We start from the raw sequence: 20,963 nt of genomic DNA on the forward strand, positions 1-20,963 counted from the left end.
TAACAAACCTGCCGAACCGCGGCTGCCTGACCCGACTGCAACTACCTGGTGAGAGCGAGACATGTTGACCACTGAAGAAAACGATCTGTTGTGCCGCGTCGAGGGCGATGCCCCGATGGGACAACTGATGCGCCGGCACTGGACGCCGGTCTGCCTGAGCGAAGAAGTGAGCGAGCCCGATGGCACGCCCATCAAGGCGCGTGTGTTTGGCGAAGACCTGGTGGTGTTTCGCGATACCGAAGGCCGCGTGGGTGTGATGGATGAGTTCTGTCCGCACCGCCGCGTGTCGCTGGTGTATGGCCGCAACGAGGAATGCGGCCTGCGCTGCCTATATCACGGCTGGAAGATGGACGTGGAAGGCACGGTGATCGAGATGGTGTCCGAACCGTCGGCCAGCGCCATGACCGAGAAGGTCAAGCACAAGGCCTACAAGGTGCAGGAATGGGGCGGCTGTGTGTGGGCCTACATGGGTCCGCAAGACAACGTGCCCGAGTTCGTGCCGCCGCCTTGGGCGCCAACCAGGGACACCAAGGTCAGCATTGCCAAGATCCTGATTCCCTGCAATTGGGCGCAGATTTTGGAAGGCGCGATCGACTCCGCGCACAGCGACAGCCTGCACTCGTCCGACTTCCTGCCGGCGCGGGTGGGCGGCGCCGAAGCGACCGGCAAGAACTGGTTGCGTCCGTCAACCGACAAGGCGCCGCGCATGCAGGTGCAGTGGGGCACGTATGGTTTCCGCTACGCCGCGATTCGCCGGCCGATCACCAAGGCGTCCGAGAACAACTATGTGCGATCCACCGTGTTCGTGGCCCCTGCCACGGTGTTGATCCCGCCGAACAATCTGTACAACGTTGCGAACATCAACGTTCCGATGGATGACACGAACACGGCGTTCTACTTCATATCGTGGGGCGATCCGGCCAAGGCGCCGGATACCGAAACCTGGCGCAAGTTCCTGGGCGCGCAGGTGGGTGTGGACCTGGACCCGGAGTACCACCCCTTCCGCCACATGGGGAACCGGTTCAAGCAGGACCGCCAGGCCATGAAGGCGGGCAACTTTACCGGCATCACCGGCTTCCCGAACCAGGACATCGCCATGTGGGTGACGATGGGCCCGATCGCGAACCGGTCGGACGACCGCCTGGGCGCCAGCGACTTTGCGATCGTGGAGTTCCGCCGCCAGATGCTGGAAGCGGTCAAGGCGTTCAAGGAAGGGCAGCCGGCCATCGGCACCGGCGACCTGCGGATCCCTTCCGAGATCTGCTCGTTCCAGGCGATCATTCCCAAGACCACCGACTGGCGCGATTTTGGCGCCCGCCCGGTATGGACAACGGACGCGAACGCGCCGCAACTCGACAGCAACTATCAGACGACCTGATCGTCTTGGAGACCACCTTGAACCTGCGACTTTCCATCGCCATGGGCGACTATGACCGCAACCGCGCGCTGTTTGACGGCGGCGTGCAGATCGACGGCGTTGATCCGGTCTTCATGCTGCTCAACCCGGAAGAGATGTTCTTTCGCGCGTTCCGGAGCATCGATTTCGATGTGAGCGAACTGTCGTTTTCGAGCTATCTGGTCAAGCACGCCAAGGGCGAATGCCCGTACATCGCGCTGCCGATTTTCCTGTCGCGGGCGTTTCGCCACACGTCCATCTACGTGCGCAAGGACAGGATCAAGACACCGGGCGATCTAAAAGGCAAGAAGATAGGCGTGCCGGAATATCAGCTGACGGCCAACGTGTGGGCACGCTCGATCCTGGAAGACGACTACGGTGTGAAGCCGTCGGATGTGACCTGGGTGCGCGGCGGGATCGACGAGCCCGGCCGTCCGGAAAAGATCAAGCTGCAGTTGCCGGGCGATGTGACCATGATCGATGCGCCCGAAGGCAGCACGATTTCGGATCTGCTCGACCGCGGCGAGATCGATGGCTTCATGGCGCCGCGCCCGCCGGGCGGCGCCGCGCGGCACAACCCGAATGTGGGCTGGCTGTTCGATGATCCCACTGCCGTGGCCAAGGACTACTTCAAGCGCACGGGCGTGTTCCCGATCATGCATGTGGTGGGCCTGCGCAAGGAACTGGCGGCGCAGCACCCCTGGCTGCCGGCGGCGCTGGTCAAGGCTTTCGAGAAATCCAAGGCCGCCGCGCTGGACAAGCTGGCGGACACGTCGGCCACCAAGGTCACCCTGCCCTTTGTCGAAGAGCAATTGAAGGCCGCCAAAGAGACCATGGGCGAAGACTACTGGTCGTACGGCGTTCAGCCGAACTTGCGAACCCTGGAAACCTTTGTGCGGCATCATCACGCGCAGGGGCTGTCGTCACGTCAGGTGCCGGTGGAAGAACTCTTCCACCCCGCCACCTACGAATCCTACAAAATCTAGGACATGCGATGGAAGACGCCAACGACACCGTTCACATGATGCCGCTGCGCATCGCGAAAGCGACTGATGCGGCAACCGGCATTCGCAGCTTTGAACTGGTGCACCCCGACGGCGACGAACTGCCGCCGTTCACCCCAGGATCGCACGTCAAGGTACAGGTGCCGAACAACGAGTTCCGCAAGTATTCGCTGTGCGGTGATCCGGAAGACCTGAGCAAATACGTGATCACGGTCAAGCGGGATGCCAACGGACGGGGCGGGTCGATGAGCCTAGTCGACGACGCGAAGGAAGGCGACACGTTGCCCACGTCGATGCCCGACAACGCGTTTCCGCTCGTCGACAAGGCGTCGGCTTACCTCTTCATTGCGGGCGGTATCGGCATTACGCCCATCCTGTCGATGATCCGGTCGTTTGGCGAGTTGCCGCCTGCCCCGTGGAAACTGTATTACCTGAGCCAGTCGGCCGAGACCACCGCCTTTCTGGATGTTCTGGACGCGCCGGAGTGGCGAAAGAACGTCAAGGTGCATCATGACGGCGGCGATCCGGACGACGCGTTCGATCTGTGGCCGGTTCTGGAAAAACCGAACCGGGGCCACGTGTACTGCTGCGGTCCACGCGGTTTGATGGAAGCGGTGCGGGACATGACGGGCCACTGGTCACCCGGGAACATCCACTTCGAAAGCTTTCTGGAAGGCGGCGAAAAGCGCGCAGACGATACGCCGTTCACGGTCAAGCTGGCAAAGTCCGGGCTGGAGTTCGAGATCCCGGTGGGCCAGTCCATTCTGTCGGTGCTGCGTGCCGCCGAGGTCAAGGTGCCGTTTTCCTGTGAGAGCGGGACCTGCGGATCCTGCCGCACTGGCCTGCTGGAAGGCGTGGCCGATCACCGCGACATGGTCCTGATGCCCGAACAACAGGACAATCAGATCATGGTGTGCGTGTCGCGTGCCGTGTCGGGTCCGCTGGTGCTGGACCTATGAACGCCGCACCGTCATCCGCGCTGCGGATCGGCGTGGCCGGGCTCGGTCGCGCGTTTTCGTTGATGTTGCCGACTTTCCTGGGGGACGCGCGAGTGCAGCTGGTTGCTGCGTGCGACACCCGCGAGACGGCGCGCGCACAGTTCGCGCGCGATTTCGATGCGCCTGCGTACGATTCATTCGACGCGCTGGTTGCCGACAGCCAGGTGGAAGTGATCTACATCGCCAGCCCGCATCAATTCCATGCCGAGCACACCCGGCTTGCCGCAGCCCACGGCAAACATGTGCTGGTTGAAAAGCCCATGGCGCTGTCGCTGGAGGCCTGCGACACGATGATCGATGCCTGCAGACGGGCCCAGGTGCATCTGCTGGTCGGTCACTGCCACAGCTTCGATACGCCCTATCTGGTCTGCCGCGAGCTGATCCGCGGCGGACGGCTCGGCACGGTGCGCATGATCCAGGCAATGAACTACACGGACTATCTGCTGAGGCCGCGCAGACCGGAAGAACTGATGACGTCCGAAGGCGGCGGCGCCGTGTTCAGCCAGGCGGCGCACCAGGTCGACATCGTGCGCATGCTGGCGGGTAGCCGCGCGACTCGCCTGCGCGCCGCGGTCGGTCACTGGGACCCGGCGCGGCCGACCGAAGGCGCGTATTCGGCGCTGGTGTGGTTCGAGAATGGCGCGTATGCCTCGCTCAGCTACAACGGCTACGGCCACTTCGATTCGGATGAATGGACCGACTGGACCGGCGAGATGGGTCATGCAAAGGATCCGGCATCCTATGGCGCCGCGCGGCGCAAGCTGGATACGGTCGCGTCCCCCCAGGCAGAGGCGGAGCTCAAAGCCAACGGCACGTATGGCGGCCCGGCCTATGTGCCCCCGAAGCCGCCCGGCGCCCACGACGCGCGGCCGTGGCATCAGCACTTTGGTCCGATCATCGTTTCGTGTGATCAGGGCGACCTGCGGCCAATGCCGAATGGCATTCAGGTTTACGGACACCACGCGAAGGAGTGGATGCCGCTGCCCCAGCCCGCGGTTCCGCGTGCCGAGGTGATCGATGAACTGGTCGCCGCCGTGCGGGACGGTGTCGCACCGCTGCACGACGGCTTATGGGCGAAGGCCACGCTGGAGATCTGCATTGCCATGCTGCAGTCGGATCATCAGGGCGAGGACGTGACCCTGATGCATCAGGGCGATTGAGGGCCGCGGCGCTCAGTCCACCTGGATGCCGGCCTTCTGCGCCAGCTGCTTGTTGGTCTTGATTTCGCTGTCGACAAAAGCCTTGAACTGCTCGGGCTTGAGAATGCGCGTGCTGTTGCCGCTCTTTGCAAATTGCGCCTGCACGTCGGGCGACTGCAAGGCAGTCGTCAGGTCGGCCGACAGCTTGTCGATAATGGCGGGCTTCGTGCCGGCAGGCGCCCACAGTCCTATCCACAGTTCGATGTTGACATCCGGATAGCCGGATTCGGCCACCGTCGGCACATTGGGAAGCGTGGACACCCTTTGTGCCGACGTGACCGCGATGGCCGACAGGCGGCCGTCGTCGGTCAGCATGCCGCCCAGCGTGGAAAGCGGCGCCATGTAGAACACCGACCGGTTCGCGGCCACATCGGTGATCGCATCGGGAGATCCCTTGAACGGCACATGCATCATGCTGATGCCGGCCCGTTGGGCAAACAGCTCCGCGGTCAGGTGCGTGGACGACCCCACACCCGCCGACGCAAAGGCGAGCGCGCCCGGCTTGGCCTTGGCGGCGTCGGCAATGTCCTTGACCGATTTGTAGGGACTGGCCGAGGCCGCCACCATCACATAGGGCGTGGTCGACAGCAGCGCCACGTCGATCAGGTCCGTCTGCGGGTCATACGGCAGCTTCTTGTAGATGGCCGGATTGGCGGCGTGCGACGCGCTTTGCACCAGCAGCGTCAAGCCATCGGCCGGGGCCTGCACCACTCGCCGCGTGCCGATCTGCCCGCCCGCGCCCGGCAGGTTTTCCACCAGCACGGTCTGGTTCCACATCTGCTGCAGCTTGCGGCTAAGGATACGCGCCACGATATCGGCGCCCGACCCGGGCGTCAGCGGGACGACCAGCTTGACCGGATGCGCGGGGTAGTCCTGCGCGAGCACAGGGGTGGCAGCGAAACAGAGCGCGAGTGCCGCAAGCACGGCGCGGCGCGAAATGCAGGTAAAGGGATGCGGGTTCATGGAGGGTCTCCGGTGCCGGGGCCAGCGGCTGTTATGGGAACTGCGGCCAGATCCTGCGCACTCAGTGGCGATCGATGAAATCCCTCAGTACACGGTTGAATTGATCGGGGTGTTCCAGGTTCGACAGATGGGCGGCATCGTCGATCACGTGGATCTGCGCGCCGGCGATCTCGCGGTGCAGGACTTCCGATGCGGCCAGCGTGCAGGCGGGATCGTCGCGGCCCAGCAGGATCAACGTCGGCGTGGTGATCTGTTTGAGCAGATGGGTCTGCGACATGTCGCGCACGGCCGATCCACAGGCGATGTAGCCTTCCACGTCGATAGCCAGGATCATGTCGCGCACCTGCTGGATCACATCCGGCGCACGGGCGGGAAAGGACGGCACGAACCACCGCTGGATCGTGCCGTCGACCATGCCCGCCATACCCTCGGCACGCGCGGTGGCAAAACGCGCTTCCCACATTGCGCGGGGCGGCATCTCGCTGGCGGTATCGCACAAGGACAGGGAACGCACGGCCTGCGGATGGCGGATACCCAGTTGCTGGGCGATCATGCCGCCCATCGACAGGCCGACGAAATGCACCGGACCTACGCCAACATGCTCGATCAGTGCAGCAGCGTCATCGGCCAGTTGTTCGATGCGGTAGGGCCCGGGTGTCACCTCGGATGCGCCATGGCCACGCGTGTCGTAGCGCAGCACCTGGTAGCGCTCGGTCAGCGCCGGCATCTGCGGCTCCCACATCGCCAGGGTCGACATGAGGCTGTTGGACAGCATGACGGTCGGTGCGTCGGCCGGCCCGTCCAGGCGGTAGGCCAGGCGAGCTCCGTTGATGGTTGCGGAAGTCAAGGTGTTTCCCGGGCAAGGGTGAATGGAAGCCCAGTGTAGGAACGCTCAGTGAACTGAGGAATGCCCGTTATTCGTGTCAGGTGATAGCCTGACGCTGTCAGCTGTTGCTACCACGCGCGAATCGCCTCAGGGTTTCCCCGACATGACTGCTTCGAACGACGACAACACGTCCTTGCCCCTCGTGACGTCGGCCGCCCTCCCCAGCGCGCTGTCGCGGCTGCGCATCCGGCATCTGCAGGCGCTGGACATCCTGCAACGTGTCGGATCCCTGCGGCAGGTCGCGATTGAACTCGGCATCACGCAGCCCTCGGCGCTGTCTTTGATCGACGATCTGGAATTCGCCTTTGGCACGCCCCTGGTGGTGCGGGATCACAGCGGCACCCGGCTGACCCCGGCTGCCCGAGCCGTCCTGGCACGCACCCGGGTCGCGCTGCAGGAAGTCGCCATGGGCCGCCAGATCGCGCTTCAGCATGGCGGCGCGACCGCCCGGCTGCGGCTGGGCGCCTCCCCCTACCTGATCGGCGTTGCGGTGCCCGCCATGCTGGCGCGCGTGCGCGAGCACCTGCCCGACGTGCGCATCGACATCCAGGAAGGCGCGCTGGACGTGCTGGTGACCCGCCTGGCCCAGGGGGAACTGGACGCGGTGCTGGGCAACGTCGAGCGCGCAACGCTGGCCTCGAGCGGCCTGTCGCTGGACCAGACGCTGCTGGGATCCGAACCCTTGTACGTGGTGGCCGGGCCTGGCCACCCACTGCATGGCCAGGCCACCGCCAGCCTGCGCGACGCCCTGGCCGGCCCCTGGGCCCTGCCCCACGCGGCCTCGCACATCCGCAACCTGTTCGACAGCGCCGTGTTCGACGCAGGCGCCCCGCCCGTGGTCCCGCAAGTGGAGTGCCGCGGACTGCTGAACCTGCTGGCCATTGCGCAGGCGTCCAGCATGCTGACGATCGCGCCCGCCACCGAAATCGCCAAGCCGATGTGGTCGCGTGACCTGACCCGCCTGGACTGCGGCATGACGCTGCGCGTGCCACCCTACGTGCTGCTCAGCCGCCACTACGCGCCGCCAATACCGGAAGTGGAAGTGCTCAAGGCGTGCGCGCAGGCGGTGGCGGCCGCGTTGTTCGGGGCGATGGAGGGGTAAGGACGCATGCATATCAAAGACATCAGCTACTTCCTGGCGATCCTGGAACACCGGTCTTTGCAGCGTGCTGCGGCAACGCTGGGCCTGACGCAGCCGGCGCTGAGCAAATGTGTGCACCGGCTCGAAGATTCCCTGGGCACCAAGCTGTTCGAACGCGGCCCCGGCGGCACCGTGCCGACACGTGCGGCCTTGGCGTTTGCCGACTATGCGCGGCGGCTCGACACCGAATACACCGGTGCGATGCGCGCACTGGGTGACCTTGCCGCCGGAGACGCCGCGGTGATCCGTATCGGCGCCACGCCTACCTGGGAGTTTCTGGCCGGCCAGGCCCTGCTCGACTTCCTGCCGCAACGCCCGGCGACGCGCCTGAAGCTCAGCATCATGTTTTCAGACAAATTGCTGGACGCCTTGGGCCGCGGCGAGATCGACCTGGCATTGGCGACGGCGCCCAGTGTCGGCCCGGACTTCCAGGCGTTGCGCCTGTCGGATGAACAGATGCAGCCGATCGCACGCCAGGGACATCCCCTGTTCCATTTGCCCCGCGCGCCGCGAATCGAGGACTTTGTCGGCATGCGATGGGCAGTGCCACGGGCAGGGGTCAGCTCGCGCGATCAGCTCGACGCAGCCTTTGCGTCGCGTAAGCTGCCGCCGATTACGGTGCAAGTGGAACTGGACGGCAGCGGCGCCATCGGCAGCTTCCCGCTGCTTGCGCGCTGCGACCTGATCGGCATGTGTCCAGGCGCGTTGCTGCCCAGTGCGGCGGCCATCGGACTGCGGCCGTTCGATGTCGATGCCTTGCGGCTTTCCACCTTTCCGACTCTGGTGACGCGCAGGGATGCCACCCACCCGCCGGTCGTTCATGCCTTCATCTCGGCCCTTTCCGCGTCGGCCACCGGTCACCCCGCGACCCCAGGTTGATTTGTCACTCGGTTATAGCTCTTGCCATTTCGGTAATCAGCGCCCGGCCGTCGCCGTCATACAGTCGGTGTTCGCCCGGATGCACGGGCAACGAACCGATGGGCAGGTACCCCTTGACCGCATGGAAAGAACGCTTTCATCCGTACGCGACGCAGGCCGTCGCCGTGCGCCAGCACATCCACCAGCGTCCGGAACTGGGCTTTCAAGAGCATGAAACCGCGGCGCTGGTGGCCAACAAGCTGCGCGATTGGGGGTACGCGGTCACCGAGGGCGTGGGCAGCACCGGCGTCGTCGGTGTACTGAAAGTTGGCGACAGCAACCGTACGCTCGGCATCCGCGCCGACATGGACGCCCTGCCCATCCACGAGACGACCGGCTTGCCCTATGGCAGCGTCCACGAAGGCGTCATGCATGCCTGCGGACATGACGGCCACACCGCGATGCTGCTCGGCGCCGCCCACTACCTGGCCGAGACGCGCAAGTTCTCGGGCACGCTCAACGTCATCTTCCAGCCGGCCGAAGAAGGCCTGGCCGGCGCGCGGCGCATGATGGACGACGGATTGTTCACGCGCTTTCCGTGCGATGCCGTCTTCGGCATGCACAACATACCGGGCCTGCCGCAAGGCAAGCTCGTATTCGCCCCAGGTCCGCTGCTGGCGTCGAACGACCGCTTGACGATCACCGTGCGCGGCAAGAGCGCGCATGGCGCCGAGCCCCAGAACGGCGCCGACGCGCTCGTCGGCGCCGCCGCCATCGTCATGGCGCTGCAGACGGTGGTGTCGCGCAACCTTGACCCGCAATCGAGCGCGGTCGTAACCGTGGCATCGCTTCATGCCGGCAAGGCCAACAACGTGATCGCCGATGAAGCCGTCATGCAAGTCACGATCCGCACGCACGACCGGCACGTGCGCGACACGGTGCTGGCCGCCGTGCACCGGGTGGTGCGTCTGCAAGCGGAAAGCCTGGGCCTGAACGCCGAGATCGTCGCAGGAGCCAACCCCTACCCTCCGCTGATCAACACGATTGCCGAAACGCTATTTGCCCAGAAGGTGGCCGTCGATACCTTCGGCCAGGACCAGGTATCCACCGCAACCCGGCTGTTGATGAACAGCGAAGACTTTGCCTTCATGCTTGAAGAACGCCCCGGCAGCTATCTGCTGATCGGCAATGGCGATGGCCCGGGATCGTGCATGGTGCATCACCCCGGTTATGACTTCAACGACGCCAATGTCGAGGTAGGCGTGGCCTACTGGTCCCGGCTTGCCGAACAATTCCTGTCCGTCCCCTGACCCGATCCGAGATTGCCATGACACCGACCTTCCGTCGCATCCCTATGCGTCTTGCCGCTGCCTTGCCTGCCGTGTTTGCCGTGTTCGCCATGTCTGCCACCCCCCTAGCTCACGCGCAGACCTTTCCTGCCCACGCACTGAAAATGATCGTCGGCGCGTCGCCTGGCGGCGGGTCCGACGGCCTGGCACGTCCCCTGGCGGCGCAGCTGGCCCTCGATCTGAAGCAGCCGGTCGTGGTCGAGAACCGCGCGGGCGCGGGCGGCATCATCGGTTCGAAGGCGACGGCGGTATCCCCGGCCGACGGCTACACGATGGCCTTCATTACCGATGCCCACACCGTGTCGGCATCGTTGCAGAAAACGCGCCCCTACGATCCGGTCAAGGACTTTACGCCGATCGGCATGGTCGGCTATTCGCCCTTGATCCTGATGGTCAGCAAAAAGACCGGCATTACCACCTTCGCGCAGTTCCTGGACAAGGCGCGGTCGGCGTCGGGCGGCTTGTCGTATGGCAGCAGCGGCGTCGGCGGCAACCTGCATATCGCCACGGCGCAACTATCGAGCAAGGCAGGCATTTCCATGCTGCATGTGCCCTTCAAGAGTGGCGGTGACGCGTTGCAGGAATTGCTGGCGGGCCGCATCGATGTCCTGCTTGCCGCCCCCACCAACTCGGTGCCTTACCAGAACGACCCACGCGTCACGCTGGTCGCGGTCACCTCGGCCACCCCCTTGAAAGTCATGCCGCGCCTGCCCACCATCCAGTCGACGGGCCTCGACTTCCAGTATGCAACCGCCATCGCGCTGGTCGGCCCGGCCGGCATTCCTGCGCCCATCGTCGCGCAGCTGAACGCCGCGTTGAACCGCGTACTGGTACAGCCCGAGATGACGAAGGTCCTGGATAGCCAATTGGTCACCGCCGCGCCCGGCTCACCGGATGTCTTGAAGACGAAGCTGACCAAGGACATGCAGGATATTGGCGAAGCTTTGGCGGCGGGGCAGTTGAAGCTGCTGGACTGATCACACGTGTCGCGATCAGAAGCAAGGTTGCGAAGAACAGGCTGAAATCCGCACAGACGAAAAAAAACAGGCTGACGCGTCACGCGAGCAGCCTGCCAAGATCCTTCAACACCTTGGACGTCAATCCAGCAGATCGGAATAATCCCCGCGGCTGTAGTTGTTCAGTTTCTGCCAGGGCATCACCTTCGGCATGGCGATGGCCGATGCCGTCATGACTTGCCGCGACAGGCCGTGCGCATCTTTCTGTTCGATGCGGCGGGCGTATTTTCCCGCGACATCCCAATCGACCAGGGTGGTGCGTTCGCCTTGCACCAGGCGATAGCGTTCGACGCCCTTCCCGCCCGCGCCCAGCTTTTCCATCCGCGTCAACGCGACCGGGTCCAGCAGCCAATAGGCCGCTGCCCACGATCCGCCATAGCCCACATTGGCCTGGTGCGCGAGTTCGACGTCGATCACCCGCTTCTGCTTGTGCAGGATGGACTTGACCGCCACCTTGCCGTCCGGCTCCCGCTGGATCAGCAGGGGCGCACCCTGGGCATCGTCGTGCGCGTGACCGGCATGCGGACCGTGCGCCACCTGATGCCCTTCATGCTCGCTCTCACGCAAGGCCGCAGGCAGTTCGCGTTCGATCCACACCGCCGCCTTGTCGCGGAACATCAGGTCGGCATGACGGCTGTCGCGCGTCACGCCATCGGTGCCGATGGACCGGTTCTCATACGCCAGACGCAAGGCAACCGGCGGGGTGGCGGCGACCGCCGTCGTCACCTGCGCGGCCGCCGCGGCAGGGTCCACGGCGGGCTGCGATTGCGCGACGGCTGACGTGGCAGCCGCCAACGTCAGGGCCACTGCCACCGCAAGCGTGTGCAACACGGGACGCATCACAGACCCGCCGCTTCCCGGACCTTGGAGAACACCTTGGTGTTGTCCATGGTGCCGCGGAAGATCTTGGCGCCTGCACCGCCGGCAAACAGCATCACGTCGCCGCCGCCGTGCGTTTCGGAACCGGGCGTGCCCAGGTTGATGCCGACTTCCTGCAGGAAGTTGTCGTTGGTCGTATCGACGTTGGTCAGGTCGTCGCGCGTGGCGCCGCGCACCGGAGCGATCCAGGGCTTGTTGCCGTCTTCGGCGTTGACCAGGCTGCTTGCGCTTGTGTTGGGACGGCCACCATTGCCGAATACCAGCGTGGTGTAGGGCTTGCCGTCGGATGCCTTGGCCAGCTGCCCCGTCTGGTAGTCGACCGCCTTGCCCAGGATGGGCGAGTTGATCTTGGTGTAGCCGTTGAACGCGATCGCGTGATCGTGGTCGGCGGTCACCACCACCAGCGTGTTCTTCAGGCCCGGATCTTTCTTTTCCATATAGGCCAGGGCGGAGTCGATGGCTTTGTCCATGGCCAGCGTGTCTTCCAGCGCGCGCTTGGCGTTGCTGCCGTGCAGGGCGTGGTCGATACGGCCGCCTTCGACCATCAGGAAGAAACCGTTGGTGTTGCGGGTCAGGACGTCCAGCGCCTTTTCCGTCATCAGCGACAGGCTGGGCTGGTCGAGCTTCTGGTTCACACGGTCCAGTTCATACGCCATTTCGCTGGGCGAGAACAGGCCCAGCAGCTTGGGCACGCGAGCCGCGTCGGCCGTATTGAGCGCGCTCAAGTTTGTTGCCGTGTCAGCGTAGGCATAGCCCTTGGCCTTCATGGCGGCAACCAGGTCGACGTTGTCGGTGCGCTTGCTGGCCGGGTAGGTCGACAGCGGCAGGTAGTTGCGCTGTCCGCCGCCCATCAGCACGTCGATACCGTCACCCAGGGCCGCGTTGTAGCGCGGATGGCCGGGCACCGATTGTTCGGCGATGGTGTTGTAGGCGTTGCGGTTGCAGATGTGCGCGTAGGTGGCGGCAGGCGTGGCATGGCCGACGCGCGTTGTGGACACGGCGCCCACCGCGCGGCCCTTGGCCTTGGCCAGTTCGAGCAGCGTCGTGGCGGCCGTGCCGTTGCCGGTGGCAGCGCACGTGGTGTCTTCACCGTTGATGAACTGCGTGCCATCCGCCTTGTAGGCCAGGGTGTCGGCCGACATCGAGATGACTTCGTTGTTCATCTTGACCCCGGTCATATAGGCGGCCATCGACGGGGCGCTGTCGGTGGTCTGGCCATCGCGCGAAAAGGTCTTGACGCGGGCGGCGTTGCCCAGCGATTGCATCGTCAGCTTGGCGCGCTCGCTGGAAGCCAGCGAGCCCGGTGCCGCGGCCAACTGCTTTTCGCCCTTGTAGATGCGGGCGGCGGTCACGGTGACCGGACCCATGCCATCTCCCAGAAAGAAGATGACGTTCTTGGCTTCGCCGGCTGCGTAGGCCGTGCCGGAAAGGCCGGCCAGCGCGAGCACCAGGGCCTGTTTGCGGATCATGGATGTCATGTCGGTTTCCTTGGTTTCTCGCGGCATCAAAGGCCGATGGACTTCTTGATCAGGCCGAATACTTCGTTGTTGGTGAGCGAGCCGGCAAAGTTGTCGGCGCCCAGTCCTTGCGCACCCAGGAAGACGTCGCCGCCGCCATGGGTTTCGGTCGCGAGCGGCACCACGGCTTCCTGCAGGAAGTCGGCGCTTTCCAGCGCGGTGGCGTCGATCGGGCCGCGCGTAGCGAGCCGCTTCGGGCCGTTGCCAAAGCCCAGGATCGTGTACGGGTTCTTGTCGACGTCGGTCGAGACCGCGCCATCGACATAGTTCTTCACCAGGCCCAGCACGCCCGGCTTGCCCGCTTCGGTCTTGCCCGTGCGCTGCGCGTAGCCGTTCATCTGCAGGGTGTGGTCGTGGTCGGCGGTGACGACGATCAGCGTGTTCTTCAGGCCCGGATCCAGCGCCGCCATCTTGGTCAGCGTCAGCTTGATCGCGTCGTCGAAGGCCACGGTGTCCTGCAGCGCGCGGCGTGCGTTGGTGGCGTGCAGCGCATGGTCGATACGGCCGCCTTCCACCATCAGGAAAAAGCCCTTCTTCTTGGCGGCCAGCACGTCGATCGCCTTGCTGGTCATCTCGGCCAGGCTGGGTTCCTGCGTGGCCGTGCGGTCCAGGTCATAGGCCATGTGGCTGTTGTTGAACAGGCCTGCAATCTTGGTCGTGCCATCGGCCGGCAACGCCGCCAGTTCCGTCTTGTTGGCCGCGTAGCCGTACTTGGCCGTCTTCAATTCGTTGACCAGATTGCGGCCGTCGTTACGCAAGCCACCCGTGGTGGTCTTGGGAATGAAGTAGCTGCCGCCGCCGCCCAGGATCACGTCGATGCCGTCACCCAGCTTGGCGTTGTAGCCCGCACCGCCCGGAACCAGGGCGGCCGCGATGGTGTTCTCGGCATCGCGATGGCACACGTGTGAATAGGTGGCTGCCGGCGTTGCATGCGTGATGCGCGCAGTGCTGACCACGCCCGTGCCGTACCCGGCCGTCTTCATGATTTCAAGCAGCGTGTCGACTGGCGTGCCATTGCCCGTGGCCGGGCACGTGCTGTCGAACAGCGTGTGGTACGGCGCGCCAGCGGCATTGGTCGCCTTGGTTTCCGGCGACATCGAGATGACCTCGTTGTTCATCTTGACGCCCGTCATGTAGGCAGCCATCGACGGCGCGCTGTCAGTGACCTGGCCGTCGGCCGAGTACGTGTGCACAAACGCCGTCTCGGGCAGCTTGTCCATGGTCAGCTCGCCGTCTTCGCCCACGCTGTAGATGCGCGCCGCGGTCATGGTCGTGATGCCCATGCCGTCGCCCAGGAAGAACACGACGTTCTTGGTCGGGCCCGTCGCGACCGGTGTCGTCGGCGTGTCATTGTCGTTGTCGCCGTTGCAGGCGGCCATCAGCAGGGAAGCCCCCGCGACGGCGAGAGGCAGTGCGATGCGTTTCATTGGATATCCTCGGGATCTTGGCCAGGCCGGCAGAACGCCGGCCTGTCGAGCGGTGTGGGAAGCAGATATCCGTGAAGAGTACGGCGGGCGCGTGACAGTGTTGTGACGGTGGGGGGGAAGCGGGTTATCAGATTCGGGCAAGTGGCAATGCGCAACCTGATCCATGGGCAGATCACCGATCTAGTGGTTTGGTCGGCGCCACAGCATCCTGTTGTCAGCCAGAGATGTGAGCGTCAAAAGAAGCAAGCCAAGCGACGCGCCCTTGAATAACCCAACCCGATAGGTTAACTTGAATATGGTGACCGTTTATCGCGCGGATGGACTTCGCGTCGTGATCTACAGCATGGACCACGAACCTGCGCACGTGCATGTTTACGGCTCCGGCCATGCCAAGATTGATCTGTCAGGTCTGGAGGGTGAGCCCGTATTGGTCTGGGCGGAAGGTATGAAACATGGCGAAGTCAGGCGCGCGATGAAGATAGTCAACGCGCGCCGCCTTGAATTTCTGACACGATGGAGAGAACTACATGGACAAGCTCAATAACGCTGAGATCGATGCCGCCATCGAGCGCGGCAAAATCGCGCGGGCAAGCGAGCCCCGCGCGGCGTCAGCGCGCTTCGACACTGATGCGGGCCGGGTCACCGTTGAACTGGAAAACGGCTGCGTATTCGCATTTCCCCCAGGTCTGGTGCAAGAACTGGCCACGGCGACGCTTGATCAGCTCGGCCAGGTTCAGGTCATCGGCAATGGCTTCGGTCTGTACTGGGAAGCACTCGATGCCGACGTTGCGATCCCTAGCCTGATGGCAGGGCTGTTCGGAACCCAGGCGTGGATGGCCCGTCGCGCGGGTCAGACGACATCGCCAGCAAAGGCAGCGGCCGCCCGCCACAACGGCGCGTTGGGGGGACGTCCGCGCAAGTCGGCGGTCGTGTGAAGGTGCGTCGGCGGCCTAGTTCGCCGTCAATCGTCCTTCAGCCACCAGCTTCATGGCCAGCGCGCGCTCTGTGTCCAGCAAGGTCTTCAGCGCGGCTGCGTCACCCGATTCCGTGAAGCTGCCGAGCGCGTTCAGGGACGCGTTCAACTGCGGGTCCGCCAGGGCTTTCTTGAGTGCCTGCGACAGAATGTCGATGACCGCGCCGGGCGTCCCGGCGGGTGCCAGCAGACCGGCGTAGGTGGTCGCGTCAAAGCGTCCGACATTCGATTCCGCCAGGGTAGGCACACCGGGCAAGGTCGGATCGGCAACCGGCCCGAGGATGCCCAGGGGCCGCAAGGCACCTGACTTGATATGGGGCATGGAGCTCGTCACCTGATCGAACACGACATCGATCTGCGCACCCAAAAGGTTCACGAGTGCTGGACCCGATCCCTTGTACGCGACCGCGCCAAACTGGCAGCGTGCGGCATTTTCCAACTGCAGCAGCGCCAGATGATTCGGTGTGCCGTTGCCGGCGTGCCCGGCATTGATGGCGCCGGGCTTGCCTCGGGCCAGTGCAAGGAAGTCGTCGAAAGTCTTGAAGCGCGCGTCGTCGCGGCGCGCCACGACAATCATTGACGTTCGGGTAGCGACGCCGACGGGCTGGAAGCTGGCGACGTCGTAGGCCGTCTTGAACATCTGCGGCAAGGTCGCGACTTGGGCGGGGGTCGCCACCAGCAGCGTGTGCCCGTCAGGCTCGGCACGGGCCACGGATGCGGTCCCGATGCCACCGCCCGCCCCGGCGCGGTTCTCCACCACCACGATCTGCCCTAGCAGCTTGGACAAAGGAACGGACAGGCTGCGACCCACCACGTCGATGTTGCCGCCTGGAGCAAAGGGCACGACAAGGGTAATCGGTTTGCTGGGAAAACTGCGCGCCCATGCAGGCATCGATTGCAGGGCAGGCATCGCGGCAAGGCTGAGCTTGAGGAAGGTACGACGTGGGGTGTTCATGCAGTGTCTCCGTGCGGTGTGTCGTTGTCGTTATGGTTGTCGTCGTCAACGAGCGGTCATCGTTGCGACCGTCATCGCTGTCGTTGTCATCGCTGTTGTTGTGATCGTCATCGATCTGGACATCATCGATGCCAGTACAGCGCCGTCGGGTTATCGACCAGCACGCGCTGACGATCCGCCGGACTCAGCCAATCAAGGACCGCGTCGGCAAGCACGCCATCGTCGATCATGGGCGCATGCATGGCGGGGTGTGGCCAGTCCGTGCCCCACACCAGGCGGTCGGGCCCGGCGCGCAGCAGTGCGTCCACCAGCGGCTGCAGATGGGAAAAGTCGCGCCGCTCAGGGGTCAGCCGGTAGGCGGCCGACAATTTGACCCAGGCCCGCCCTTCCCTCACGAGGCTCACCAGGTTGGCAAAGCCGGGATCCCGCACGCCGCGATCGACAGGAAAGTGTCCGAAGTGGTCCACGACAATGGGCACGTCCCGCTCCGCAATGTCGATGGCGATGCGCGGCGACCTTGCCACATCGACCAGCAACTGCACGTGCCAGCCCAGGGGCCGCACACGATCGACGACGCGCGTCATCTCTTCAAGGGTGGCGCCGCCCTCGTACAACGCATTGCACCGGGTGCCCCGTGCGCCAAGCCGATCCCATCGTGCGATATCGCTGTCGGGCGTATCGCCATAGACCACGGCCACCCCGCGCATCCAGGCGCCGTGCGCTGCCAGCGCAGCTTCAAACAAGGCATGATCGCGGCCGTACACGCTGGGCTGGATCAACACTGCGCGATCGATACCCAAAGTTGACTTCAGGTAGACATACGACGCCATCGGTGCGGGCGTCGGGGTGTAGCTGCGCGGGTCGGCGTAGGGGTAGGCATCCTCGAAGACATGAAAGTGGCAATCGCATGCGCCCACCGGCAGGCGCTGCCGGGGTGGCGATGGACGCGGCAGATGCGGCAGGTAGGACGTGACGGCACCGGCTTCCAGACTGCTGACAAATTCAGGCAGCATGATCAGTTCCGGTACGACGGGTCGCGCCGATCCAGCAGACGCAACATGGCGGGCCACTCCATCTCGCCGAACGGCCTGCGCACATGCGGTTGATACAAGTGCCAGGTCTTTTCCAGGATATGTTCCGGGGGCAATTGGATGTCTTGTCCGCTGTTCAGGACATCGACCTGGACCTTGCAAGCCATCTCCAGCCAGTACAAGGTGTTGAATGCCTGCGCGATGCTGGGTCCGGCAGTCAGCAAGCCGTGATTGCGCAGGATCATCGCGTCATGCGACCCCAGATCGCGCACCAGCCGCTCGCGCTCGTCCAGTTCAAGCGCGACGCTTTCATAGTCGTGATAGGCAATACGATAGAAGCGCATGGACGTCTGCGACAGCGGCAACAGCCCGCACTTCATGGCCGATACCGCCATGCCCGCGCGGGTGTGCGTGTGGATCACACAGTGCACGTCGGGCCGGTGCGCATGCACGGCGCTATGGATCACGTAGCCTGCCGCGTTGATGCCGTACTGTGGATCGGCATTGCGCACGATCTGGCCGTCAAGATCGATCGTCAGCAGGCTGGATGCGGTGATCTCTTCGTACATGAGGCCGTAGGGATTGATCAACAGCAAGTCCGTGCCAGGTATGCGTGCGGTGATGTGGTTGTAGATCAGGTCGCTCATGCCGAAATGCGCCACCAGCCGATAGCAGGCTGCCAGATCGACGCGTGTCTGCCACTCTTCGGCGCTGAAGGCGGCTGGCCTCATATCGCTCGTCTGACCTCGTTCAACCGCAGTGGGCAAAGCGTTCATCGTCGTCTCCTTTCGGGGTTGCCTTTGGCGGAATGAAAGGAGTGTGAAGCCCTTGCTGCGCGGCATCCAGTTCATGTTTATCATCATCGACATGAATGATGTTCATACACAGGCCGGAGCCCTACGTGAATCTGCGCAGCATTGATTTGAACCTGCTCGTGGTCTTCGAAGCGTTGATCGAAGAACGCGGGGTGACCCGTGCGGCAGCCCGGCTGGGCATCACCCAGTCGGCGGTGAGCCATGCCCTGAAACGCCTGCGTATCGCGCTGAATGACGACCTGCTGGTGCGGGTGGCGGGGGCCATGGAGCCGACACCCCAAGCCGTCAAGCTGGCAGCCGCATTCAAGGGTGCCCTGACCCAGATCGAAGACGTGCTGACGGTTCAGCGGGACTTCAATCCTGCCACTGCGCGCCGCACCTTTCATTTGAGTGTGTCGGACTACGTGGGGGGCCAGTTGTTGCCGCGCCTGTGCACGCATCTTCGGCACCATGCGCCCGATATCGGCTTGGCGGTGGAACCGCTGGATGGTGTGAGGACGTCTGACCTTGTTGCGTATGAAGGCCTGGAGGTGCGGCTGTCGGTCGGCAAGGGATCGCCCATTCCCTCCGCATCCCTGCGCTTGCTGGACGACCGTTTCGTGGTCCTGATGCGCCGGGATCACCCGGCCGCCTCGCGACCCTTCACCCTGGACGCCTACCTGGCGCAGCCCCAGGTGAAGGTGACTGGCGTCGGCAGCAATATCGTGGACGACACGCTGGCGACGGACGGCCGCATGCGTCGGGTCATGGTGCGGGTGCCAAGCTGGCAAGGCATGGTGGAAGTGATCGAGCAGACGGATCTGGTCGGCGCCATTCCGGCGCACTGGATGCCTGCCGTGCTGGCGTCGGGCAAGTGCGTGATCCGGCCGATGCCGCTGGGCGATATGACGCTGGCGATCGATGCGGTCTGGCATCCCCGCAACAATGATGATGCGGGCCACCAGTGGTTCAGGAAGACGGTTCACCAGATGTTCGATCCGGCGGTGGCGCGCATCTGATCGCGCCGCGGATGACGTCAGCCTGGGATGTAGATCGCGCCCCAAATGAAAAAACCCGCTGGCTCTTTACGAACCAGCGGGTTTTCAACATCTTGGCGGAGGCGGTGGGATTCGAACCCACGATGCAGTTTTAGCCGCATACTCCCTTAGCAGGGGAGCCCCTTCGGCCACTCGGGCACGCCTCCGAAACAACGACGCAGAGTATATCACGTCATCCAGGGTCTACGCAGCGAAAAAGCCTGCAAATTCCCCTGTCACACACACCTGAAGATCAGGCCTGCGTCTGGTCCAGCCCGAACGCCTTGTGCAGCGCGCGTACGGCCAGTTCCATGTACTTGTCGTCCATGATCACCGAGGTCTTGATTTCGCTCGTGCTGATCATCTGGATGTTGATGCCCTCTTCCGACAGCGTCTTGAACATCAGGCTGGCGACGCCGACGTGCGAGCGCATGCCGATGCCGACGATCGAGACCTTGGCGACCTTGGGGTCGGCGACGACTTCGCGGGCGCCGACTTGCGTGACCACGTCGCGGTTCAGCACGTCGATGGTCTTCTGGAACTCGTTGCGATGCACGGTGAACGAGAAGTCGGTGGTGCCGGCGACCGACTGGTTCTGCACGATCACGTCGACATCGATGTTCGCGGCGGCGATGGGGCCAAGGATGGAGTACGCGATCCCTGGCTTGTCGGGCACGGCCAGGACCGTGACCTTGGCTTCGTCGCGGCTGAACGCGATGCCCGAAACAACAGCGGATTCCATCTTTTCGTCTTCCTCAAAGGTAATCAGGGTGCCCGACTGCATTTCTTCGTCGAGCGGCATCAAAGGATCGGTCAGGGACGACAGCACGCGGGTAGGCACGCGGTACTTGCCGGCGAATTCGACCGACCGGATCTGCAGAATCTTGGAGCCGAGGGATGCCATTTCCAGCATTTCCTCGAACGACACGACGCGCAGGCGACGCGCTTCGGGCACGACGCGGGGGTCGGTGGTGTAGACACCATCGACATCGGTGTAGATCAGGCATTCGCTGGCTTTGAGCGCGGCCGCCACGGCGACGGCCGAGGTGTCCGAGCCGCCACGGCCGAGCGTCGTGATGTTGTTGTCATCGTCGATGCCCTGGAAGCCTGCCACGATCACGACACGGCCCTGGTCCAGGTCGCCGCGGATGCGCGCGTCGTCGATCGACGCGATGCGGGCTTTGGTGTACGAGGCGTCGGTGCGCACGGGAACCTGCCAGCCGGTGTAGCTGCGGGCGTCCAGGCCGAGCGATTTCAGCGCCATGGCCAGCAGGCCCACGCTGACCTGCTCGCCGGTCGAGGCGATCATGTCGAGTTCGCGCGGATCGGGCTGTTCCTGGATTTCCTTGGCCAGGCCGATGAGGCGATTGGTTTCCCCGGACATGGCCGAAGGAACGACCACGATCTGGTGGCCGGCGGCGTGCCATTTGGCGACGCGGCGTGCAACATTCTTGATGCGCTCGACTGAGCCCATCGACGTGCCGCCATATTTATGAACGATCAGTGCCATTTTCTCGTGTTCGGATCATTAAAGGGCAGG

General features: G+C 64.1%; 21 protein-coding genes and 1 tRNA gene. 11 read left to right on the forward strand and 11 right to left on the reverse strand.

Translation table 11 applies throughout. The features are described from left to right. Window positions 1-61 precede the first annotated feature (61 nt). From HD883_RS07830 to HD883_RS07845, 4 genes are read left to right on the forward strand one after another with little or no spacing between them, the layout of a single operon-like run. Window positions 62-1,378, forward strand: coding sequence for a Rieske 2Fe-2S domain-containing protein (locus tag HD883_RS07830; RefSeq protein WP_179586693.1), 1,317 nt, complete (start codon window positions 62-64; stop codon window positions 1,376-1,378). Window positions 1,379-1,419: 41 nt separating this feature from the next. Continuing rightward, window positions 1,420-2,382, forward strand: a complete 963-nt coding sequence (locus HD883_RS07835; protein WP_179588682.1) for an ABC transporter substrate-binding protein — start codon at window positions 1,420-1,422, stop codon at window positions 2,380-2,382. 8 nt (window positions 2,383-2,390) lie between these two features. Further along, window positions 2,391-3,359 carry a PDR/VanB family oxidoreductase gene (locus HD883_RS07840; RefSeq protein WP_179586691.1) on the forward strand — a complete coding sequence of 323 codons (969 nt, stop codon included), beginning with the start codon at window positions 2,391-2,393 and terminating at the stop codon, window positions 3,357-3,359. Then, window positions 3,356-4,558 carry a Gfo/Idh/MocA family protein gene (locus HD883_RS07845; RefSeq protein WP_179586689.1) on the forward strand — a complete coding sequence of 401 codons (1,203 nt, stop codon included), beginning with the start codon at window positions 3,356-3,358 and terminating at the stop codon, window positions 4,556-4,558. The genes HD883_RS07840 and HD883_RS07845 overlap by 4 nt, the downstream gene beginning before the upstream one ends. Before the next feature lie 12 nt (window positions 4,559-4,570). Here the strand turns inward: HD883_RS07845 and HD883_RS07850 are convergent, their stop codons facing one another. Both HD883_RS07850 and pcaD read right to left on the reverse strand, forming a co-directional pair. Then, window positions 4,571-5,560, reverse strand: coding sequence for a Bug family tripartite tricarboxylate transporter substrate binding protein (locus tag HD883_RS07850; protein ID WP_179586687.1), 990 nt, complete (start codon window positions 5,558-5,560; stop codon window positions 4,571-4,573). A 61-nt stretch (window positions 5,561-5,621) separates the two neighbouring features. Then, window positions 5,622-6,407 carry a 3-oxoadipate enol-lactonase gene (pcaD, locus tag HD883_RS07855; protein WP_179586685.1) on the reverse strand — a complete coding sequence of 262 codons (786 nt, stop codon included), beginning with the start codon at window positions 6,405-6,407 and terminating at the stop codon, window positions 5,622-5,624. Window positions 6,408-6,549: 142 nt separating this feature from the next. Between pcaD and HD883_RS07860 the strand changes: the two genes are divergently transcribed. The 4 genes from HD883_RS07860 (at window position 6,550) to HD883_RS07875 (ending at window position 10,771) form a co-directional block, all read left to right on the forward strand. Then, window positions 6,550-7,548 (forward strand): LysR substrate-binding domain-containing protein, encoded by a 999-nt coding sequence (locus HD883_RS07860; protein WP_179586683.1) that lies wholly within the window; start codon window positions 6,550-6,552, stop codon window positions 7,546-7,548. A 6-nt stretch (window positions 7,549-7,554) separates the two neighbouring features. Continuing rightward, a complete protein-coding gene (locus tag HD883_RS07865) occupies window positions 7,555-8,466 on the forward strand; it encodes a LysR family transcriptional regulator (RefSeq protein WP_179586680.1) in 912 nt (303 codons plus the stop codon). 113 nt (window positions 8,467-8,579) lie between these two features. Continuing rightward, window positions 8,580-9,755, forward strand: coding sequence for a M20 aminoacylase family protein (locus HD883_RS07870; protein WP_257022052.1), 1,176 nt, complete (start codon window positions 8,580-8,582; stop codon window positions 9,753-9,755). Between the two features lie 17 nt (window positions 9,756-9,772). Further along, window positions 9,773-10,771, forward strand: a complete 999-nt coding sequence (locus HD883_RS07875; RefSeq protein ID WP_179586676.1) for a Bug family tripartite tricarboxylate transporter substrate binding protein — start codon at window positions 9,773-9,775, stop codon at window positions 10,769-10,771. Window positions 10,772-10,891: 120 nt separating this feature from the next. Here the strand turns inward: HD883_RS07875 and HD883_RS07880 are convergent, their stop codons facing one another. The 3 genes from HD883_RS07880 to HD883_RS07890 are packed head-to-tail and all read right to left on the reverse strand — an operon-like array spanning window position 10,892 to window position 14,633. Beyond that, a complete protein-coding gene (locus tag HD883_RS07880) occupies window positions 10,892-11,650 on the reverse strand; it encodes a hypothetical protein (protein ID WP_179586674.1) in 759 nt (252 codons plus the stop codon). Further along, complete coding sequence (locus tag HD883_RS07885; RefSeq protein WP_179586672.1) at window positions 11,650-13,167, reverse strand: alkaline phosphatase; 1,518 nt, start codon at window positions 13,165-13,167, stop codon at window positions 11,650-11,652. Before HD883_RS07885 ends, HD883_RS07880 begins: the two co-directional genes overlap by 1 nt. A gap of 26 nt (window positions 13,168-13,193) precedes the next feature. Further along, on the reverse strand, window positions 13,194-14,633 hold the full coding sequence (locus HD883_RS07890; RefSeq protein WP_179586670.1) for an alkaline phosphatase: 1,440 nt from the start codon (window positions 14,631-14,633) through the stop codon (window positions 13,194-13,196). A 295-nt stretch (window positions 14,634-14,928) separates the two neighbouring features. Here HD883_RS07890 and HD883_RS07895 point away from each other — a divergent pair, with 295 nt between their 5' ends. Both HD883_RS07895 and HD883_RS07900 read left to right on the forward strand, forming a co-directional pair. Next, window positions 14,929-15,177, forward strand: a complete 249-nt coding sequence (locus HD883_RS07895) for a DUF4160 domain-containing protein (protein ID WP_179588681.1) — start codon at window positions 14,929-14,931, stop codon at window positions 15,175-15,177. Further along, entirely contained in the window at window positions 15,161-15,568 is a 408-nt protein-coding gene (locus tag HD883_RS07900; protein ID WP_179586668.1) for a DUF2442 domain-containing protein, read from the forward strand. Before HD883_RS07895 ends, HD883_RS07900 begins: the two co-directional genes overlap by 17 nt. Before the next feature lie 15 nt (window positions 15,569-15,583). Here the strand turns inward: HD883_RS07900 and HD883_RS07905 are convergent, their stop codons facing one another. The 4 genes from HD883_RS07905 to HD883_RS27640 all read right to left on the reverse strand — a co-directional run bounded on the left by HD883_RS07905 (window position 15,584) and on the right by HD883_RS27640 (window position 18,474). Further along, window positions 15,584-16,561, reverse strand: a complete 978-nt coding sequence (locus HD883_RS07905; protein WP_373563323.1) for a Bug family tripartite tricarboxylate transporter substrate binding protein — start codon at window positions 16,559-16,561, stop codon at window positions 15,584-15,586. Window positions 16,562-16,683: 122 nt separating this feature from the next. Then, the gene (locus HD883_RS07910; RefSeq protein ID WP_179586665.1) at window positions 16,684-17,574 is read right to left on the reverse strand and encodes an amidohydrolase family protein; all 891 of its coding nucleotides are present in this window, start codon (window positions 17,572-17,574) and stop codon (window positions 16,684-16,686) included. 2 nt (window positions 17,575-17,576) lie between these two features. Beyond that, window positions 17,577-18,323 (reverse strand): class II aldolase/adducin family protein, encoded by a 747-nt coding sequence (locus HD883_RS07915; RefSeq protein WP_179586663.1) that lies wholly within the window; start codon window positions 18,321-18,323, stop codon window positions 17,577-17,579. A 19-nt stretch (window positions 18,324-18,342) separates the two neighbouring features. Beyond that, entirely contained in the window at window positions 18,343-18,474 is a 132-nt protein-coding gene (locus HD883_RS27640) for a hypothetical protein (protein WP_257022054.1), read from the reverse strand. 19 nt (window positions 18,475-18,493) lie between these two features. Between HD883_RS27640 and HD883_RS07920 the strand changes: the two genes are divergently transcribed. Beyond that, entirely contained in the window at window positions 18,494-19,405 is a 912-nt protein-coding gene (locus HD883_RS07920; protein ID WP_373563324.1) for a LysR family transcriptional regulator, read from the forward strand. A gap of 93 nt (window positions 19,406-19,498) precedes the next feature. Here the strand turns inward: HD883_RS07920 and HD883_RS07925 are convergent. Then, window positions 19,499-19,590, reverse strand: a tRNA-Ser gene (locus HD883_RS07925). 86 nt (window positions 19,591-19,676) lie between these two features. After that, entirely contained in the window at window positions 19,677-20,933 is a 1,257-nt protein-coding gene (locus tag HD883_RS07930) for an aspartate kinase (RefSeq protein ID WP_179586659.1), read from the reverse strand. Window positions 20,934-20,963 lie beyond the last annotated feature (30 nt).

It is taken from the genome of Pigmentiphaga litoralis, assembly GCF_013408655.1.
Classification (GTDB): Bacteria; Pseudomonadota; Gammaproteobacteria; order Burkholderiales; family Burkholderiaceae_B; genus Pigmentiphaga; species Pigmentiphaga litoralis_A.